This window comes from Vannielia litorea, assembly GCF_900142295.1.
Classification (GTDB): Bacteria; Pseudomonadota; Alphaproteobacteria; order Rhodobacterales; family Rhodobacteraceae; genus Vannielia; species Vannielia litorea.
In genome coordinates this window covers 779479-796990 of sequence record NZ_FSRL01000001.1, presented here as the reverse complement: position 1 = coordinate 796990, position 17512 = coordinate 779479, and the positions used below count along the sequence as shown (strand labels likewise).

The window sequence follows — 17512 nt, the reverse complement described above, 5'->3', positions numbered from 1 at the left end:
TCGGCCCCCTCACATGCCCCACTGCGCGGCGGCGAGCCTCAGGCCCTGCCGGGTCTCCCGCGCATCGTGCACCCGTAATAGCTGCACCCCCTGCCCGGCGGCAAGCACGGCCAGCGCGAGGCTGCCCGGCATCCGCTCCGCCGCCACCTCGGCCGCGCCGATGGTGCCGATGAACCGCTTGCGGCTGACCCCCAGCAGCACCGGGCACCCCAGCCCGTGAAAGAGCGAGAGCCGCCCGAGCAGCGCGAGGTTGTGCTCCAGCCGCTTGCCGAAGCCGATGCCCGGGTCCACCACGATCCGGGCGCGGTCGATCCCCGCCGCCTCCGCCGCCGCCACGCGGGCGGCAAGGTGGTCATAGACGTCGAGCAGCACGTCGGTATAGCGCGGGTCGTCCTGCATGGTCTCGGGGCGGCCCTGGGCATGCATCAGGCAGATCGGCACGCCCGCCTCCGCCGTCACCCGAGCGATCCCGGGGTCGAACAGCATGGCCGACACATCGTTGATCATGTCCGCGCCCGCAGAGAGGGCAGTGCGCGCGACCTCGCCCTTGCGGGTATCGACGGAGATCGGCGTGCCGCAGCCCGACTCCCGCAGCGCCGCAATCACCGGCACCACCCGGCGGGTCTCTTCTTCTATCGAAACTTCCTCGGCCCCCGGGCGTGTGCTCTCTCCGCCGATGTCGAGCAGGTCGGCCTCCGCGGCCAGCGCCAGGCCGTCTTCCACCTCGCGCCCGAAGTGGCTGCCCCCGTCCGAAAAGCTGTCGGGCGTGAGGTTCAGAATGGCCATCACGCGGGGCGCATCCATCGACAGCCCCGCCACCGGCGCGCGGGGGGCGGTGAGCGGGGCCAGCTCCTGCGCCGTCAGCGCCTGCACCGGCAGCACGGCCGGCGGGGCCTCGCGCGAGAGCACCTCGACCCGGTCGAACCAGCACCAGCCGCCCGCCAACGTCACCGCGCCCTCGGGACGGGCCGGGTCCACCTGCACCAGCGGGCGGACATACCTCATTTCGCCAGTTCCCGGGCAATCCAGTCCGCGAGCGCCTCGGGGCGCGGCTCCGGCGGCTCCACGGCGGCCAGCACCAGCCGGGACGGCGCCCAGAAGGCCGGGATCCCCTGGGCCGCGCAAAAGCCTATCTCGGTGCGCGACGCGACCACGCGCGCGCCTTCCACCGCCTCCGCCGCGATCCAGGCGGCCTGCTCCATCGCCAGCAGCATCACCCGGCCCTTCGCCTCCTCGCCCCGCGCCTTCGGCACATATCCGGGGGTCACCACGTAGAGCACGGGCCCCTCGGCAGGCGGCACGGCGGAGCCCAGCACCATCAGGCAGACTTCGGGCACGGCGGCCGGCAGCGCCACAGGCTCCACCTCGCCCCTCACCCTGAGCGCCTCGACGCCCAGCACGAAGGCGCCGCGCTCCAGCTTGTCGATCCGCACCGCCATGCGGGCGACCCTCGGCTCCGAGAAGACCCGCGCGGCGATCCGGTCGACCAGCGTTTCCAGCAGATCGACCCGGCCCTCGGCCAGCGAGGCATCGACCGCGCCGATCAGCGTGTCGTAGCTCACCACCCTGTCCACATCGTCGCCGGCGGGCTCGCCGGTCACCTCGGCATGGACCTCGAAGCAGAGCTTCTGCACCAGTCCGCGCTCGTCGGCAAAGGCGCCGATCTCCACGTCGCGGTAGAGCTCCCGAAGGGCGATCACGTCACGCGGCGCGTGAACGGAAAAGGCGAGGCCGGTTTCATCCATGCCTCGCCTCATTCCATGACCAGCGTCCGAGTTCAATGGCGCCGGAGCGCCGTCAGATGACCCGCACCTGGGCGCCGATCGGGGTCAGCTCGAAGAGCTCCGCGATCAGCTCGTTGTAAGTGCCGATGCAGCCCGAGGACGACCGGCGGCCGATCTTGCGGGTGTCGTGGGTGCCGTGGATCAGGTAGGCGGGCCAGCCGAGATACATCGCGTGGGTGCCCAGCGGGTTGTCGGGGCCCGGCGGCATGTAGTGCAGGCTGGGGTCGCGCTTCATCATCGAGGGAGTCGGCGTCCAGTCCGGGCCAACCTTCTTGCGCACCACCTCGGTGTAGCCGGTGCGCTTGAGGTCGTCGGTCATCGGCACCGAGGTCGGGTAGACCTTGTAGACCGAGCCGTCGCCCGACCAGAAGTGCAGCGCGCGGCTGATCGTGTCGCAGACGATCGAGGCCTTGCCCAGTTCGCTGAAGTGATTGCGCCAGTCCTGCGAGGAGAAGCTCGAGGCATTGCGGCGCACCTGCTGCTGGCGGCTGGCGGACATCGGGTCGATCTCCTCGGCCCAGCTGATGGCGGGGGCGGCAGCGAGTGCGGCACTGCCGGCAAGAAGGCGTCGTCTGGAAATCATGGGATCAGGACCTCTGTCGCGGTTCGTCGTTTGGACCCGACCTGCCATGTGCAGCACGGGGGTTCTACTCACATATTAGTGAAACTGCATGCAACATGGCAACGTTGCGCCGATGTCATGCCGCAACGTCCGGGGCCGGGCCTCAGCCCCGGTAGAAGCTGTGCACACCGATCTGCGCCGTGCGCTTGAACTTGCGCGACCACGACGGGCGCACCGCGTTGGTGTGGTAGTAGGTCGCGCCGTTGGTGAGCGTGCGCGGCGCGCCGTTCAGCATCAGCCAGGCGACCTTGGCCACCCGCTCGTAGGCGCCGCGTTCGCGGATCGCGTCGGAGTAGCCGTCGCAGGTGTAGGTGAACTGGCACTGGTACTTGCGCCCGGTGCCCTGGTGGATCACGCCGCAGACCGAGCCGGGAAAGGCACGGGAGCTGACCCGGTTCAGGATCACCTCGGCCACGGCGAACTGGCCCTTGATCGTCTCGCCGCGGGCCTCGTGGTAGAGCGCCTCGGCCAGGCACGACCATTCGGACCCGCCGGAGGTGACGCGCGGCTGGCTGTCGATCCAGCCTGCGCTGTATTTCACGTCGATGCTGCCGGGGGTGCCGTAGGTGCCGCGTGGTGCCGTCGCCAGACGTTTGATCCGCTTGCCGCCCACGGCCTCGAAGGCCTTCCGCTCCTGCCCGAGCAGCGCGTCCAGCTGCCGGTCGAGTCCCGGATCCACCGGGGCTGAGGCCTCGATCACGGCGGTCGGCGCCGTCGAAGTCGACATCACGGTTTCGGCGTGGGCGGGGGCGGCCGCGGTGGTCAGGCTCAACAGGGCCACGGCCAGCGCGGGCAAAGTCCGGCGGGGGTTCAGCATTGTCTTCTCGTATTCGCAGCACGTCCCAGGCTCGTGCCAAGCCGAAGCGGCGCTTATCGGAAGAAATGTGCGGGAGTCTACCCTTCCGCCCTTGACGCGGGGTAATCGGCGCAGTTCTGCGCATATTGTTGCCGGAACGTGGCCAATCGGCCCCATTTGTTTCTTAAAAAAACCTTAATGAAGCCCGGAGGCTGCCTCACCAAGTTCATCCCGAATCGCCAGATGCGCCGCCGCAAGCCGCGCGACCGGCACCCGGAAGGGCGAGCAGGAGACGTAGTCGAACCCGGCCGCCCGGCAGAAGGCGATGGTGTCGGGGTCGCCGCCATGCTCGCCGCAGACCGAGAGGGTCACGCCGGGCCGCGCCGCCCGCGCCCGCTCGGCCCCCAGCATCAGCAGCTCGCCCACGCCCTCCTGGTCGAGGGTGTGAAACGGGTCTTCGGGAAACACCTGTTGCTGCACGTAGGCCCCCATGAACTTGCCCGCGTCGTCGCGGCTCAGGCCATAGGTCATCTGGGTCAGGTCGTTGGTGCCGAAGCTCAGAAAGGTCGCGTGCCCGGCAATGTCGCCCGCCCGCAAGGCCGCGCGCGGGGTCTCGACCATCACGCCCAGCCGGTAGTCGAACGACGCCCCGGTCTCGTTCTTCACAGCCGCCGCCACCCCGTCGATCCGGGTCTTCAGCAGCTCCACCTCGCGGCGCGCGGAGACCAGCGGCAGCATGATCTCGGGCACCACATGGGCGCCCTTGCGGCCCACCGCCACCGTGGCCTCGAAGATCGCGCGGGCCTGCATGTCGTAGATCTCGGGCACGGTCACGCCCAGCCGCACGCCGCGCAGGCCCAGCATCGGGTTGAACTCGGCCATCGCCTCGACCCGGTGCATCACGTCGCTCACCGGCAAGCTCAGCGCCTCGGCCAGCGCACGGGCGCCCTCCCGGTCCGACGGCAGGAACTCGTGCAGCGGCGGGTCGAACAGCCGGATGCACACCGGCTGGCCGACCATGATCCCGAAGAGCTGGGTAAAATCCTCGCGCTGCATCGGCAAGAGCTGGTCGAGCGCGGCGCGGCGATCCTCCTCGGTGTCGGCAAAGATCATCTCGCGCATGACCATCATGCGCCCCTCTTCGAAGAACATGTGCTCGGTCCGGCAGAGGCCAATGCCCTCGGCCTTGAACATCCGCGCCGTCTGCGCATCGGCCGGCGTGTCGGCATTGGCCCGAATGCCGATGTCGCGCGCCGCATCGGCCCAGTCGAGCAACGACTGAAAGCTGTCGTCCAGCGCCGGCTCCAGCATCTCCACCTCGCCCGCGAGCACCTCGCCCGTCGAGCCGTCGATGGTGACGAGGTCGCCCTCCTTCAGCACCCGCCCGTCCAAGGTGCGCAGGGTCTTCTTGGAGGTCGAGAGCCGGATGCCGCTGGCGCCCACGATGCAGGGCAGCCCGAGGCCCCGGGCGATCACTGCCGCGTGGGAGGTCATGCCGCCGCGCTCGGTCAGGATGCCGTTGGCCACATGCATCCCGCGAATGTCTTCCGGCGTGGTCTCGCGCCGCACCAGCACGCAGGGCTCGCCCTGGGCGGCATGGGACTGCGCCGCATGGGCCGAGAACACCAGCTTGCCGATGGCGCCGCCGGGGCTGGCGGCAATGCCGCGCACCACCACGTCGCGCCGGGCCTTCGGGTCCACCTGCGGGTGCAGAAGCTCGGGCAGCGCCCGCGGCTCGACCCGCATCACTGCCTCCTCGCGGCTGATGATGCCCTCCTCGGCCAGCCCCACGGCGATCTTCAGCGCCGCCCGCGGGCTGCGGCTCACCCGCACCGCATCCAGCACCCGCAACTTGCCGCGCTCCAGCGTGAACTCGATCTCCATCTCCTCGCGCAGCCGCGCGCGGCAGATGTCGGCCATCTCGTTGAGCCGCTCCAGGATCTCGGGCTGCTCGGCCTCCAGCGACGGTCCGCGCGGATCGTTCAGCAGGTAGAGCGCCCCGCCACCCGCCTCCAGCGCATCGCGCAGGAAGCTCTGGCGCAGGTAGCGTCCGGAGACCCGGCGCAGGCCGGTCACCTGGTCGACGAAGCGGATCACCCCCGAGCCGCTCTCGCCCGGCCCCACGCCCAGCGCCATCTCCTGCACCACGAGGCCGAGCCCCGCATCGGGCGGCGCGCCGCGCGCCTGTCGCAGCAGCCGCGCCGTGGTGCCCTCCCAGGCCCGCGCCATCGAGCGCAGCACCTCGAGCAGCTGCACCTCCGCATCCTGCGGAAACGGCTCGTCGGCCTCTTCCTCGTAGATGATCAGCGCCTGCTTCAGCCGCTCCGTCGGGTCGGCCTCGGTCAGGTCGAAGGCATCGGCATCGAGCCGCGCCACATGCACCGCGTAGCTTTGGAGAAACCGCAGGTAGAGCATCGAGGCGGCGTCTTCGCCGTGGGATTGGCTCAGCTCCAGGTGCCGCCGGTCGTTCATGCCGATGTTCAGGATCGCGCCGGGCCCGCCCCAGTCCGGGTCCTGGCTGGAGGGGCGCACGCAGAGCAGGGAGCGGTCGCCGAACACGGCCAGCAGCTGCGCCACGTCAAACCCCTGCCCCGAAGCCAGCCCCTTCACCGCCCCGAACGACAGCGCCACCGTGTGCGGCACCGGCAGGCCCAGCCGGATCAGCCGCTGCAGGCATTTCGCGCGGCCGCCATGAGTCGCCGACGCCATCGTCGCTGTGGCGGTAATCTCGGTAAAACCGGCGATCTGGGTTGGTTTCTGCAACGCAGCAATCCTTTCTGTGGTGCAGAATACGCCGATCGGCGAGTCGGGCAAGTGTGACGTTAGAGTGACGCCGGCGCGAAGACCAACCCGACCAAGGGCTTAACCCTCCAGCCGCGACAAATCCGCCACCTTGCCGCAGGTTTCGCGGATGCGGTGCAGCAGGTTCAGCCGGTTCCGCCGCAGAATATCGTTCTCGGCGTTCACCTGCACCTTGTCGAAGAAGGCGTCGATGGGCGCCCTGAGCGCCGCCATCCGCGCCATCGCGGCGGCAAAGTCCTCGGCCTCGAGCGCGCTGGCGATCGCAGGCTCGGCGGCATCCAGCGCCGCGAAAAGCGCTTGTTCCTCAGGCCCTTCCGCCAGCTTGGCATCCGGCCCGAAGGAATATTCCACCCCATCGGCCGCCTCGGCCTGGGTGAGGATGTTGTTGGCCCTCTTGAACCCCTGCACAAGGTTCTCCCCGTCCTCCGTGCCAAGCAAGGCCTGCACCGCCTCCGCCCGCTTCACCAGCAGCGTCAGATCATCCTTGCCCGGCATCGCCAGGCAGGCGTCGATCACGTCATGCCGGATACCCTGATCGCGCAGATGCACCTTCAGGCGGTCGTGGAGGAAGGCGAGGAGGTCGTCGGCAAGCCCTTCGGCCTTGTGTTCGGATTGGCCGATCACCTCAGCGAGCGCGAGCCGCAGCCCATTCCCCAGCACCAACCGGATCACCCCCAATGCCGCCCGCCGCAGCGCAAACGGGTCCTTGCTCCCGGTCGGCTTCTCGTCGATCGCCCAAAACCCCGTCAGCGTGTCCAGCTTGTCGGCCAGCGCCACGGCCACCGAGACCGGCGCGGTCGGCACATCGTCCGACGGACCCAGCGGCGAGTAGTGCTCCTGGCAGGCGGCCCCAACCTCGGCAGGCAAACCTGAGGCATCGCTGTAATACCGCCCCATAAGCCCTTGAAGTTCCGGGAATTCAAAGACCATCTCGGACGACAGATCAGCCTTCGCCACCCGCGCCGCCTGCCCGGCCAACTCCTTTTTGGCATCGACCATCGGCGCAAGGCTCTCGGCCAGCGCCGCGATCCGCGCGATCCGGTCCGCCTGGCTCCCGAGCTTGTTGTGGAAGGTCACGTTCTCCAGCCGCTTCGTCCAGGCCTCCATGCCCTCGCTCTTCGCCACCCGCAGGTCGTTCTCCCAGAAGAACTTGGCATCCGACAGCCGCGCCGCCAGCACCTTCTGGTTGCCCGCGAGGATCGTCGCGCCGTTGTCGCGCGTCTCCATGTTGGCCACCGTGACAAAGCTCACGATCTGGCCATTCCGGTTCTTCACCGAAAAGAACTTCTGATGCTCCTTCATCGAGGTCTGCAGCACCTCCGGCGGCAGCCCCCGGAACTGCTCCTCGATCTCGCCCATCAGCACCACGGGCCATTCGACCAGCCCCGCGACCTCTGCCAAGAGCCCCTTGTCCTCGACCAGCTCCAGCCCCTTCGCAAAGGCCAGCTGCGCCGCGTCATGGGCAATCGCCTCGGCCCGCTCCCCGGCATCGAGCACCACTCTGGCACGCTTCAGCTTCGCCTCGTAGTCCTCGAAATTCACAACGGAAATCGCCCCGGACGACAGAAACCTGTGGCCCCGCGTCACATCGCCCGCCGTGATCCCGTCGATCTCCAGCGGCACCACGGCGGCCCCGCTCTCGTCGCTCAGCAGGCAGATGATCGAATGCAGCGGCCGCACCCAGCGCAGGCTGCCCGCGCCCCAGCGCATCGACTTCGGCCAGGGAAAGTTGCGCACCGCCGCCTCCAGCACCTCGGCCACGATCTCCTCGGCGCTGCGTCCCGGCTTCTCGATCACCGCAAAGAGCACCGCGCCCTTGCCGGTGTCGCGCTCCTCCAGCTGCTCGCGGGCAAGCCCGGTCGACCGCAGAAAGCCCTCCACCGCCTTCTCCGGCGCGTCGGCCCGCGGCCCCTTGCGCTCCTCGCGGGTGGCCGGGCTCCTGGCCGGCAACCCGTCGACCGCCAGCGCCAGCCGGCGCGGGGTCGAGAAGGCCCGCGCGCCCGCATAGGTCAGCCCGGCCTCCACCAGCCCGTCGGTCACCAGCTTCTTCAGGTCGCTCGCGGCCTTGGCCTGCATCCGCGCCGGGATTTCCTCGCTGAAGAGTTCGATCAGAAGATCAGCCATTGCTCTCGCCTTCCTTCGGCGTCGCCGCCTTGAATGTCTCGGGGTCGGGGCAGCCCGGCGGCAGCGGGTCGCCGTCGAAGGCCGCCGCGCCGCAGGGGTTGATCTGGTGCCAGACCCAGCCGCGCCCGTCCTCGCCTATCGCCACCACCCGGTCGATTCCGTATTCGATGTTGGCCTGCCCGGTGAAGGCCAGCGCCCGGCCCGCCTGCAGCGCCGCGCCGATCTCCTCGGCGTCGTAGCAGTCAAACCACCCCGGCCCGGTCAGCGGCACCGCCGCCTCGTAGGGGGCATAGGTCTCGCTCAGCATGGCGAGGCTCATCGAGGTGGTGAAGCAGGCGCGGTAGCGGATCGGGGAGGAGGTCGCATCCGTGCCCTCGAACCCGTCCGCGATGATCGCCTCCGGCGCACCGCCCGCCAGCGTGGTCATCTCCACAGCCGCCTCGCCCGAGGCCAACTCCACCGGCGCGTAGTAGAAATATTCCTGAAGGTAATAGATCGCCGCGCCCACGACGAGTGCCGACACCACGATGAACCCTCCAACCAGCTTGCCGTTCATGCCTTCTCCGGGGCCGCGGCCTCCGCCACCCAGCCGCCCGCCTCGGTCTGGACAAAGGCGTCGGCACAGGCCTTGGCCAGCGCCCGGACCCGGCCGATGTAGGCCTGCCGCTCGGTGACCGAGATCACGCCCCGCGCGTCGAGCAGGTTGAACAGGTGGGAGGCCTTGATGCACTGGTCGTAGGCCGGGTGGGCCATCACGATGCGGCGCCCGGTCTTGGGGTCTTCCGCCGGGGCCGCGAGGATCCTCCGGCACTCGGCCTCGGCATCCTCGAAGTGCTTCAGCAGCGTGGCGGTATCCGCCACGTCGAAGTTCCAGCGCGAGTATTCGCCCTCGGTCTGGCGGAACACGTCGCCATAGGTCAGCGGAATGGGCGTCTGCGGGTCGTTGTAGGGCATGTCCATCACGTGGCTCACGCCCAGCACATACATCGCCAGCCGCTCCAGCCCATAGGTCAGCTCGCCGCTGACCGGGGCGCAGTCATGGCCGCCGACCTGCTGGAAATAGGTGAACTGGCTCACCTCCATCCCGTCGCACCAGACCTCCCAGCCCAGCCCCCAGGCACCCAGCGTCGGGCTCTCCCAGTCGTCCTCGACGAAGCGGATGTCATGCAGGCTCGCGTCGATCCCGATGGCGGCCAGCGAGCCGAGATAAAGCTCCTGCAGGTCCGGCGGGCTCGGCTTTATCAGCACCTGGTACTGGTAGTAATGCTGCAGCCGGTTGGGGTTGTCGCCGTAGCGCCCGTCGGTCGGCCGCCGCGAGGGCTGCACATAGGCCGCGGCCCAAGGCTTGCTGCCCAGCGCCCGCAGCGTGGTGGCCGGGTGAAAGGTGCCTGCGCCCACTTCCATGTCATAGGGTTGCAGCACGGCGCAGCCCTTGCCGCCCCAATAGGCCTGAAGCCGCAGGATGATCTCCTGGAAGGAACGGGGTTTCTCGGGGCTCATCGGCTCGGCCATCGTGCGGCTATCCTCGGGTTTCGTGGTGCAGCGCCTCAATAGTGCCGGGCCTCGCGCCGGTCAAACCGTTTGCCTGTGGCGTCCCTGCCGCGCCGCTCCGGGTTGCCCTCCGGCACACGGATATTTGGGGTGCACCCGCCGACCGGGCTGATAGATTGCCCGAAATCAAGCGGGGCGCCCCCCTTCGGCGCCCCGACAGGGAACGGGACAGAGCAGGGCATGACGATTGTGACGAAGCGGATTATTGCGGCGATTTGGCTGATGGTTGCGGTGGTGACCGGGGGCATGGCCACGGCCCAGAGCACCGTCTGGGTCCAGATCGAGGCCCAGCCCACCCTGGCCGAGGCCGAGGCCCGTGCCCGCGCCTATGCCGCCGCCTTCCCGAATATCGCGGGCTTCCGGATGCGCTCGGGCTGGTATGCCATCGCGCTCGGGCCCTACGCGCCCGACGACGCCGACCGCGAGCTGGCCGCGCTGAAGCGCGAACGCCTGGTGCCGGTCGACAGCTTCATCGCCTTCCCCCAGCAGTTCCGCCAGCAGTTCTGGCCGGTAGGGGCCGACACGCTGAACGCCCCGCCCGTCGCGCCCAGCACGGCGGCAGACCCCGCGCCGGAGGTGACCGCCGAGGCCGGGAGCGAGGCCGAACCCCGGCCCGAGGCCATGGTCGAGGCCACGCCCGCGCCCGAGCCCGCGCTGCCCGATGAAACCCCCGCCCAGGCCCGTCGCTCGGAGGCCCAGCTCGACCGCGACGGCCGCGCCCTGCTCCAGGAGGCGCTCAAGTGGGAGGGTTTCTACCAGGGCGCCATCGACGCCGCCTTCGGCCCCGGCACCCGCCGCTCGATGGCCGAGTATCAGGCCGCCAGGGGCTACGAGCCCACCGGCGTGCTCACCACCGCCCAGCGCCGGGAGCTGGTCGAGGGCTACCGCGCCGAGTTCTCGGCCCTCGGCCTGGCACAGCTGGCCGATGACCGCGCCGGCATCGAGGTGATCGCGCCGCTGGGCCTGGTGCAGTTCGACCACGTCGAGCCGCCCTTCGTGCACTACACGCCCTCCGACGACCGCGGCGTGCGCCTCCTGCTCATCTCCCAGTCCGGCGACCAGCGCACCCTCTACGGCCTCTACGACATCCTCCAGACCCTCACCATCGTGCCGCCCGAGGGCGAGCGCAGCCGCTCCGAGCGCAGCTTCGTGCTGAGAGGCGAGAACGCCGAGATCCAGAGCTACACCTACGCCCGGCTCGACGGCGGCGCCGTGAAGGGCTTCACCCTGGTCTGGAAACCCGAGGACGCCAGGATCATGAACGCCGTGGTCGAGCAGATGCGCGAGAGCTTCACGCCCACCGCCGCGATCCTGCCCGACACCGCCGGCACCGGCGCCGAGGAGCAGCGGGTCGATCTCATGGCCGGCCTCGAGATCCGCACGCCCGAACTGTCGCGCTCGGGCTTCTACATCGACGAGCGCGGTGCCGTGCTGACCACCACCGAGGTGCTGGGCCGCTGCGGCAAGGTCACCATCGACGACGCCTACGAAGCCGACATCGCCGCCCGCAACGACACCCTGGGCCTCGCCCTGCTGCAACCGCGCCAGCCGCTGTCGCCCCTGGGCCACGCCCGCTTCGCCGCCGCCACGCCCCGGCTCAAGTCCGAGGTCGCGGTGGCCGGCTACAGCTACGAGGACACCCTCAGCCTGCCCACCGTCACCTTCGGCACCCTGGCCGACCTGCGCGGGCTGAACGGCGAGGAGGGCATGCAGCGCCTCGAGCTGTCCGCCCTGCCCGGCGATGCCGGCGGCCCGGTGATCGACCAGTCCGGCGCGGTCATGGGCATGCTGCTCGCCCGCCCGGCCGACGGCAGCCGCCAGCTTCCCGAGAACGTCCAGTTCGCCGCCTCCGTGCCCGCCATCGCCGCGTTCCTCTCCGCCGCCGGCCTCTCCCCCGCAGCCTCCGAGAGCGGCTCCGCGCTGGCCCCCGAGGACATCACGACGCTGGCCGAGGACATGACCGTGCTGGTGAGCTGCTGGGAATAGGGTCGGGCGGTTGGCGCGGTCCACCCACGCCCCCCCGCCTCGATCACGACCGCCAGAAGTTGACCGTGAAGAGCGCGTAGACCGCCAGCACCTCGAGCCGCCCCACCAGCATCCCGGCCGAAAGCAGCCACTTGGCGGTGTCGTTCAGCGTGCTGAAGTTGCCCGCCGGCCCGATGATGTCGCCCAAACCCGGCCCGATGTTGGCAATCGCCGTCGCCGCGCCCGAGATCGAGGTGGTAAAGTCCAGCCCGGTGAAGCTGAGCATCACCGCGAGCACGCCCAGGGACACCGTGAAGAGCACGAAGAAGCTCATCACCGAAGACAGCACATCCTGCCCCACCGGCCGCCCGTCATAGCGCGGGGTGAAGATGCCCGACGGAGAGTGGATGGTGCGGATCTGGCTCCGGATAGAGGCAAAGAGCAGCTGGTAACGGAAGATCTTGACCGAGCAGGCGGTGGAGCCCGCGCAGCCCCCGATCAGCCCGATGAAGAAGAACATGATCACCAGGAATCCGCCCCACTTCATGTAGTCCACCGAGGCGTAGCCGGTGCCGGTCATGATCGAGGTGATGTTGAACAGCCCCTCCCGCATCGCCTGCTCCCAGTGATGCGGAAAGACCGAGGTCAGGATCAGGGTGGTGATCAGCACGAGGATCGCGATGATCGACAGGAACACCCGCACCTGGCTGTCGCGCCAGAGCGGCGTCACGTTGCCGTTGACCAGTTGCACGTAGCGCACGAAGGGCAGCGCCGCGAGCACCATGAACACCGAGGCCGCATATTCCGGCGCCCCCTGGAACTTGCCGAAACTGGCGTCGTAATTCGAGAACCCCCCGGTCGAGACGGTGGTGAGCGCATGCACCAGGGCGTCGAACCCGTTCATGCCGAGGATCAGGTAGGTCAGCAGGCAGGCCAGCGTGATCCCGAGGTAGATCACCGAGATCTGCGCCGCGATCTGGGTCGCGCGCGGCAGGATCTTTCCCATGGTCTCAAAGGCTTCCGACCGGAAGATCTGCATCCCCCCCACTTTCAGCTCGGGCAGGAACACCATCGCCACGACGATGATCCCGATGCCCCCCAGCCATTGCAGGATGCCGCGCCACAGCAGGATCCCCTGGGGCAGAAAGTCGAGCCCGGTAAACACCGTGGAGCCCGTGGTCGTCAGCCCCGACATCGCCTCGAAGAAGGCATCCACCACCCGCGCCTCGGTCTCGCCGAGGATGAAGGGAATCGCCCCGAACAGCGGCAGCGCCACCCAGACCAGCGTGGTCAGCAGAAAGGTCTGGCGCAGCGTCAGCCCCTCGGTCACCCCGTTGGCGCAGGCCAGCGCGATCAGCCCGCCGCAGAGCATGGTGATGATCCCGCTCTCCAGGAACACCGGCCAATGACTGTTGCCATAATAGAGATCCGCCGCCATGGGCAGCAGCATCATGGCCCCGAGAATGGCGGTGAGAAGGCCGATCACATAGCCGACAGGGCGGAAGTCAAACATGAGGCAAACCGTTGGCGTGGCCCGCGCGGCGTGTCAAGCCACCGCCCCGCGTTAACCCGAAATCAAGGTTAACGCGCGCCCCTGCCCGCCACGTCCGGCCCCCCGCTCCCCGCGCCGATCCACGGCGCAGTCTCCCGCCCGGCCCGGCCCCGAGCCGGGATCGAGGCGCGCCGCGCCCCCTCTTCTTGGTCCAAATACCTCGGGGGTGTGGGGGCAGCGCCCCCACTCCGACCCCGCCACGGGCGCGGGCGGTCGCGGCGAACCGCCGGGCCAACCCACCCGCTGCAGGTCGGACCTTGTGCCGACCTGCGCCTACCCCATCCGCTCCGAACGATAGCCGCCCGGCGAGGCCGGAAAGACCACCGTCTTGTTGCCGTTCATCAGCACCCGGTGATGGATGAAGGCATGGATCGCGCGGGCCAGCACCTGCGCCTCCACGTCGCGGCCAAGGCTCACGTAGTCCTCTCCGCTCTGCGCATGGGTCACCCGCACCGTGTCCTGCTCGATGATCGGCCCCTCGTCGAGGTCGGCGGTCACAAAATGCGCCGTCGCCCCGATCAGTTTCACCCCGCGCTCGAAGGCCTGCTTGTAGGGATTCGCGCCCTTGAAGCTCGGCAGGAAGGAGTGGTGGATGTTGATGATCCGCCCCGCCATCTTCTGGCACATCTGATCGCTCAGCACCTGCATGTAGCGCGCCAGAACCACCAACTCGGCCCCGGTCTCCTCCACCACGTCCATGATCCGCTGCTCGGCCTGCGGCTTGTTCTCCCCGGTCACCTTGATGTGGTGGAACGGGATGTCATGGTTCACCACCACCTTCTGGTAGTCGAGGTGATTGGAGATCACCGCCACGATCTCCACCGGCAGCGCGCCGATCCGCCAGCGGTAGAGCAGGTCGTTCAGGCAATGGCCGAAGCGGGAGACCATGATGATCACCTTCATCTTCTGCGCATCGTCATGAATGGCCCAATCCATCGCGAAGGGCTCCGCCACCGCCCCGAAGGCCTCTCGCAGCGCCGCGAGGCTCGCACCCTCCTCGCTGACAAAACTCGTCCGCATGAAGAAGTTGCCGGTGCCCGGATCGTCGAACTGGGCGCTGTCGGTGATGTTGCAGCCTTTCTCGGCCAGAAATCCCGAGATCGCCGCCACGATTCCACGGGTCGATGGGCAGGTCACGGTCAGGGTGTAGGTGCTCATGTGGCGTCCTTGCGGGGTGAGTGTTCCGAGGCACCGGAGTAGCGGCCCGCGGGCCTGCGTCAATCCGGTTCCGGGCCGACGTTATGGGCTTGGTCACATTCCGATTGCTCCAATACGACGCTTTATGTTCCGATAGGTCACAGCGGGTGAGGAGAGCGGGGTGAAACTGGTCGATACCGAGCGGGTGAAGGCCGGGCCGGGATGCGACGCCACCACCGGCCGGGTCGTCTTCGAGCCCGCCAAGGCGCTCTGGTGGGGCGGGCACGGGCTGGGCGGCCTCGCCGCCCTCGCGCTCTTCCCCTCCTGGGGCGGCCTCGCGGCGTTTCTCGCCCTCACCGCCCTCACCATCTGCGCCGGGCACTCCGTCGGCATGCACCGTCTCCTGATCCACCGCAGCTTCACCACGCCGCGCTGGCTCGAGCGCCTCCTGGTCTGGCTCGGCACCCTCGTGGGCATGGCCGGCCCCCTGGGCATGATCCGCGCCCACGACATGCGCGACTGGCACCAGAGGCAGGCGCTCTGCCCGCCCCATCCCTCCCACGGTGCCGGGTTCTTCAAGGACGGCTACTGGCAGCTCATGTGCCGCTACCAGCTGGAGCGCCCGCCCCGGCTCGAGATCGAGCCGCAGGTCGCCCACGACCCGTTCCACCGCCTCGTCGAGCGCAGCTGGATGGCCCAGCAACTCCCGCTCGCCCTCGCCCTCTGGCTGCTCGGCGGCTGGGGATGGGTGCTCTGGGGCATCTGCCTGCGGGTCTGGGTTTCGCTCACCCTGCACTGGATGGTCGGCCACTTCTGCCATCGGAGCGGGCAACAGGGCTGGCACATCGCGGGCCTGCCGGTGCAGGGCTACAACCTGCCCGGCTGGTCGCTCGTCACCTTCGGCGAAAACTGGCACGGCAACCACCACGCCTTCCCCCACTCCGCCCGCCTCGGCGTCGAGAAGGGCCAGCTCGACCCGGGCTTCTGGTTCATCCGCATCCTCGAAACCCTCGGCCTCGCCTCCGAGGTCAAGCTCCCCGCGAGCCAAGCCCCCCGCGAAGGCCTCATGCGCCGCGCTGCAGCCGAATGACCCCGCCCCGCATCCGCCCGCTCACGCCCGAGCGCGACCTCGCCGCCATCACCGCCTTCTATGCCGAGGCGCCCGATTACTTTGTCATGGCCGACGGACAACCCCCCGGTGCCGCAAAGGCCCGCGCCTTCTTCACCGACGGCCCGCCCGGCTGCGACCCCGCCGCCGCGCACCGCCTCGGCCTCTTTCTCGATGGCCGGCTCTCCGGCCTCGCGGAGCTCTCCTTCGGTTTTCCGCAACCGGGCGACGCCTACCTCGGCCTGCTGCTGCTCGGCCCCTGGGCGCGCGGCGCAGGCCTCGGCCGGATCTTCCTGGCCGATATCGAGGCCCGCGCCCGCGCGGCCTCAAGCCCCGCCCTCACCCTCGCGGTGCTCGAGGCCAACCCAAGGGGCCGCGCCTTCTGGGAGCGCGAGGGCTTCACCGCGACGGGCCACACCGGCAGCTACACGGCCGGCGACACCACCCACCACCTCACCCGCATGTCGAAACCCTTGTAGGTCGGGACTTGTCCCTACTCCCCTTGCAAACTTCAGCAACGCAAGCCGTGCAGCGCCGACCTGCGGGGTGGCGCTCCCGACGATTCTGCGGGGCACTTTATCGTGCCGTGGTAGCTCAACCTTCGTGGTAAGCTCTGGCCTCACCAAAGCGCCGCCCCGGGGGGCGGGTCGGCGCTGCACGGCGCCTTCGGCTTGATTCCGTGCAGGGCGAGAAATTCAATCGCAGCCGGCCTCAGCCGCCATGCACCAGCGTCGTGAACAGCCTGGGGTCAAGGCTCTGCGCCGCGAAGGTCCCGCCTTCGGTCAGCACCGCCACCGCGTCATGCGAATGCAGCGATTCCTGATGGCTCGCCACCACCCGGAAATCTCCAACCCGCGGCTCCGCCTGCAGGGCCTCGCAAAAGCTGCGCGCCGCATCCTCCACGAAGATCGGGTTGGCCGCGTTCAGCTCGGCAAACGCCTGCTCGTCCTCGCGCTTCACCATCACCTGCGTCTCCGTGGGCACCGCGCGGCGGCACAGCTCCACGAGGTCCTCGAACCACAGCCGCTGGCCGGGCAGGCACTCCACCGAGATCCGCGCCACCGAGCGCTGCGAATGCGGCGTGGCAAGCTGCCCCCGCGCCCGCCGCGCGTGCTCCGAAAGCTCCAGCGAGCAGGGGCAGGTCGAGCTGTAGACGAAATCCAGGTGCATCAGCTTCTTGCGCCGCCCGCCCGTATCCACCACCTCCATGGCGATGTCGTAATACTGATAGCCCTCCAGCCCGCTCCGCAGGCTCCCCACCTTCATCGGAAAGGAAAACCGCATCTGGATCCGGGCGTCGAAGCTCTCCAGGTCGCCCTTGTAGGCCTCCAGCGTCTCCTCGACCACGTCGAGCGAAAACACCTCCTCGGCGCGGGCATAGAAGGTCCGCATGATGCGGGACATGTTGATGCCCTTCTTCTCCGCCTCCAGGCTCACGGTGCCGGTGACGGAGGTCTCCAGCGTGATGTCGCCGCCGTCCCGCCGGTGAAACCGGATCGGCAGGCGGAAGTTCGAAATCCCCACATGCTCGATATGCTGCCGCGCGCCGCGGATAAGGCTCGACGGCCCGTTCTGCAAGTCCGGCAGCCCGGCCTTGTAGGCCTCGTCCACCTTGAACTCTTCGGGATAAGCCCTCGCCAGCGCGGGATAATTCGGCAACGGCGCATCGGGCAGGAGCCGGGCGATCGCCGGATCGAGCGCGGCCACCTCCTCCGGGGTCGCTCCCTTTGCCCAGCGCCGCAGCAGCTCCAGAGCCGCGCGGGCCTCCTCCTCCGTCGCCGCATCGAGCGCGGCCGCATGGATGTTCATGGCAATTTCCCCCTTTCAAACGGGTGCGGGCCATGCGCCCTGATATGGGGCATCCTACCGCTCTGGCAAGCTATCCTTGGGTCGCGGGCGACACATCCACAGCAGTTTCGGCCATATCCTTCACCGGATCGGCAGGTTTCGGCGCGGCAAGGCTGCCATCGCCGAACCGGGCGCCACGGGCGGGCCAGAGCGTGAGATGACGAAATTCGGGGGCGGGAACAGGGGCGCTCATGGCACTGTCTCCTTGGGGATGTGAAAAACC

15 protein-coding genes are annotated in these 17512 nt (G+C 68.9%); 3 read left to right on the top strand and 12 right to left on the bottom strand.

The annotated features are described in order from the left end of the window. Nucleotides 1-9: 9 nt before the first annotated feature. The 8 genes from folP to BUR94_RS04070 form a co-directional block, all read right to left on the bottom strand. Nucleotides 10-1005 carry a dihydropteroate synthase gene (folP, locus tag BUR94_RS04105; protein WP_074254971.1) on the bottom strand — a complete coding sequence of 332 codons (996 nt, stop codon included), beginning with the start codon at nucleotides 1003-1005 and terminating at the stop codon, nucleotides 10-12. Then, on the bottom strand, nucleotides 1002-1745 hold the full coding sequence (locus BUR94_RS04100; RefSeq protein ID WP_074254970.1) for a dihydroneopterin aldolase: 744 nt from the start codon (nucleotides 1743-1745) through the stop codon (nucleotides 1002-1004). The genes folP and BUR94_RS04100 overlap by 4 nt, the downstream gene beginning before the upstream one ends. A 52-nt stretch (nucleotides 1746-1797) precedes the next feature. Further along, the gene (locus BUR94_RS04095; RefSeq protein WP_074254969.1) at nucleotides 1798-2367 is read right to left on the bottom strand and encodes a L,D-transpeptidase; all 570 of its coding nucleotides are present in this window, start codon (nucleotides 2365-2367) and stop codon (nucleotides 1798-1800) included. 142 nt (nucleotides 2368-2509) lie between these two features. Continuing rightward, nucleotides 2510-3223 carry a cell wall hydrolase gene (locus tag BUR94_RS04090; protein ID WP_175570420.1) on the bottom strand — a complete coding sequence of 238 codons (714 nt, stop codon included), beginning with the start codon at nucleotides 3221-3223 and terminating at the stop codon, nucleotides 2510-2512. Between the two features lie 174 nt (nucleotides 3224-3397). Beyond that, nucleotides 3398-5911 (bottom strand): putative PEP-binding protein, encoded by a 2514-nt coding sequence (locus BUR94_RS04085; protein WP_084192904.1) that lies wholly within the window; start codon nucleotides 5909-5911, stop codon nucleotides 3398-3400. A gap of 153 nt (nucleotides 5912-6064) precedes the next feature. After that, nucleotides 6065-8128, bottom strand: coding sequence for a glycine--tRNA ligase subunit beta (glyS, locus tag BUR94_RS04080; RefSeq protein WP_074254967.1), 2064 nt, complete (start codon nucleotides 8126-8128; stop codon nucleotides 6065-6067). Next, nucleotides 8121-8684, bottom strand: a complete 564-nt coding sequence (locus tag BUR94_RS04075; protein ID WP_074254966.1) for a DUF6446 family protein — start codon at nucleotides 8682-8684, stop codon at nucleotides 8121-8123. Before BUR94_RS04075 ends, glyS begins: the two co-directional genes overlap by 8 nt. Next, nucleotides 8681-9640 (bottom strand): glycine--tRNA ligase subunit alpha, encoded by a 960-nt coding sequence (locus tag BUR94_RS04070; protein ID WP_074254965.1) that lies wholly within the window; start codon nucleotides 9638-9640, stop codon nucleotides 8681-8683. The genes BUR94_RS04075 and BUR94_RS04070 overlap by 4 nt, the downstream gene beginning before the upstream one ends. Nucleotides 9641-9859: 219 nt before the next feature. Here BUR94_RS04070 and BUR94_RS04065 point away from each other — a divergent pair, with 219 nt between their 5' ends. Next, complete coding sequence (locus tag BUR94_RS04065; RefSeq protein ID WP_074254964.1) at nucleotides 9860-11665, top strand: serine protease; 1806 nt, start codon at nucleotides 9860-9862, stop codon at nucleotides 11663-11665. A 43-nt stretch (nucleotides 11666-11708) separates the two neighbouring features. Here BUR94_RS04065 and BUR94_RS04060 read toward each other — a convergent pair whose 3' ends face one another. Together BUR94_RS04060 and purU are read right to left on the bottom strand one after the other, a co-directional pair. Continuing rightward, a complete protein-coding gene (locus BUR94_RS04060; RefSeq protein WP_074254963.1) occupies nucleotides 11709-13157 on the bottom strand; it encodes a TrkH family potassium uptake protein in 1449 nt (482 codons plus the stop codon). Nucleotides 13158-13469: 312 nt separating this feature from the next. After that, nucleotides 13470-14354, bottom strand: coding sequence for a formyltetrahydrofolate deformylase (purU, locus tag BUR94_RS04055; RefSeq protein WP_074254962.1), 885 nt, complete (start codon nucleotides 14352-14354; stop codon nucleotides 13470-13472). Nucleotides 14355-14514: 160 nt separating this feature from the next. Here purU and BUR94_RS04050 point away from each other — a divergent pair, with 160 nt between their 5' ends. Beyond that, on the top strand, nucleotides 14515-15423 hold the full coding sequence (locus tag BUR94_RS04050) for a fatty acid desaturase (protein ID WP_139301218.1): 909 nt from the start codon (nucleotides 14515-14517) through the stop codon (nucleotides 15421-15423). Further along, complete coding sequence (locus tag BUR94_RS04045) at nucleotides 15420-15920, top strand: GNAT family N-acetyltransferase (RefSeq protein ID WP_074254961.1); 501 nt, start codon at nucleotides 15420-15422, stop codon at nucleotides 15918-15920. Before BUR94_RS04050 ends, BUR94_RS04045 begins: the two co-directional genes overlap by 4 nt. A gap of 232 nt (nucleotides 15921-16152) precedes the next feature. Here BUR94_RS04045 and folE2 read toward each other — a convergent pair whose 3' ends face one another. Both folE2 and BUR94_RS20610 read right to left on the bottom strand, forming a co-directional pair. Beyond that, nucleotides 16153-17250 (bottom strand): GTP cyclohydrolase FolE2, encoded by a 1098-nt coding sequence (gene folE2 / locus BUR94_RS04040; protein ID WP_074254960.1) that lies wholly within the window; start codon nucleotides 17248-17250, stop codon nucleotides 16153-16155. Nucleotides 17251-17320: 70 nt separating this feature from the next. Next, nucleotides 17321-17482 carry a hypothetical protein gene (locus tag BUR94_RS20610; RefSeq protein WP_175570419.1) on the bottom strand — a complete coding sequence of 54 codons (162 nt, stop codon included), beginning with the start codon at nucleotides 17480-17482 and terminating at the stop codon, nucleotides 17321-17323. Between the last annotated feature and the right edge of the window lie 30 nt (nucleotides 17483-17512).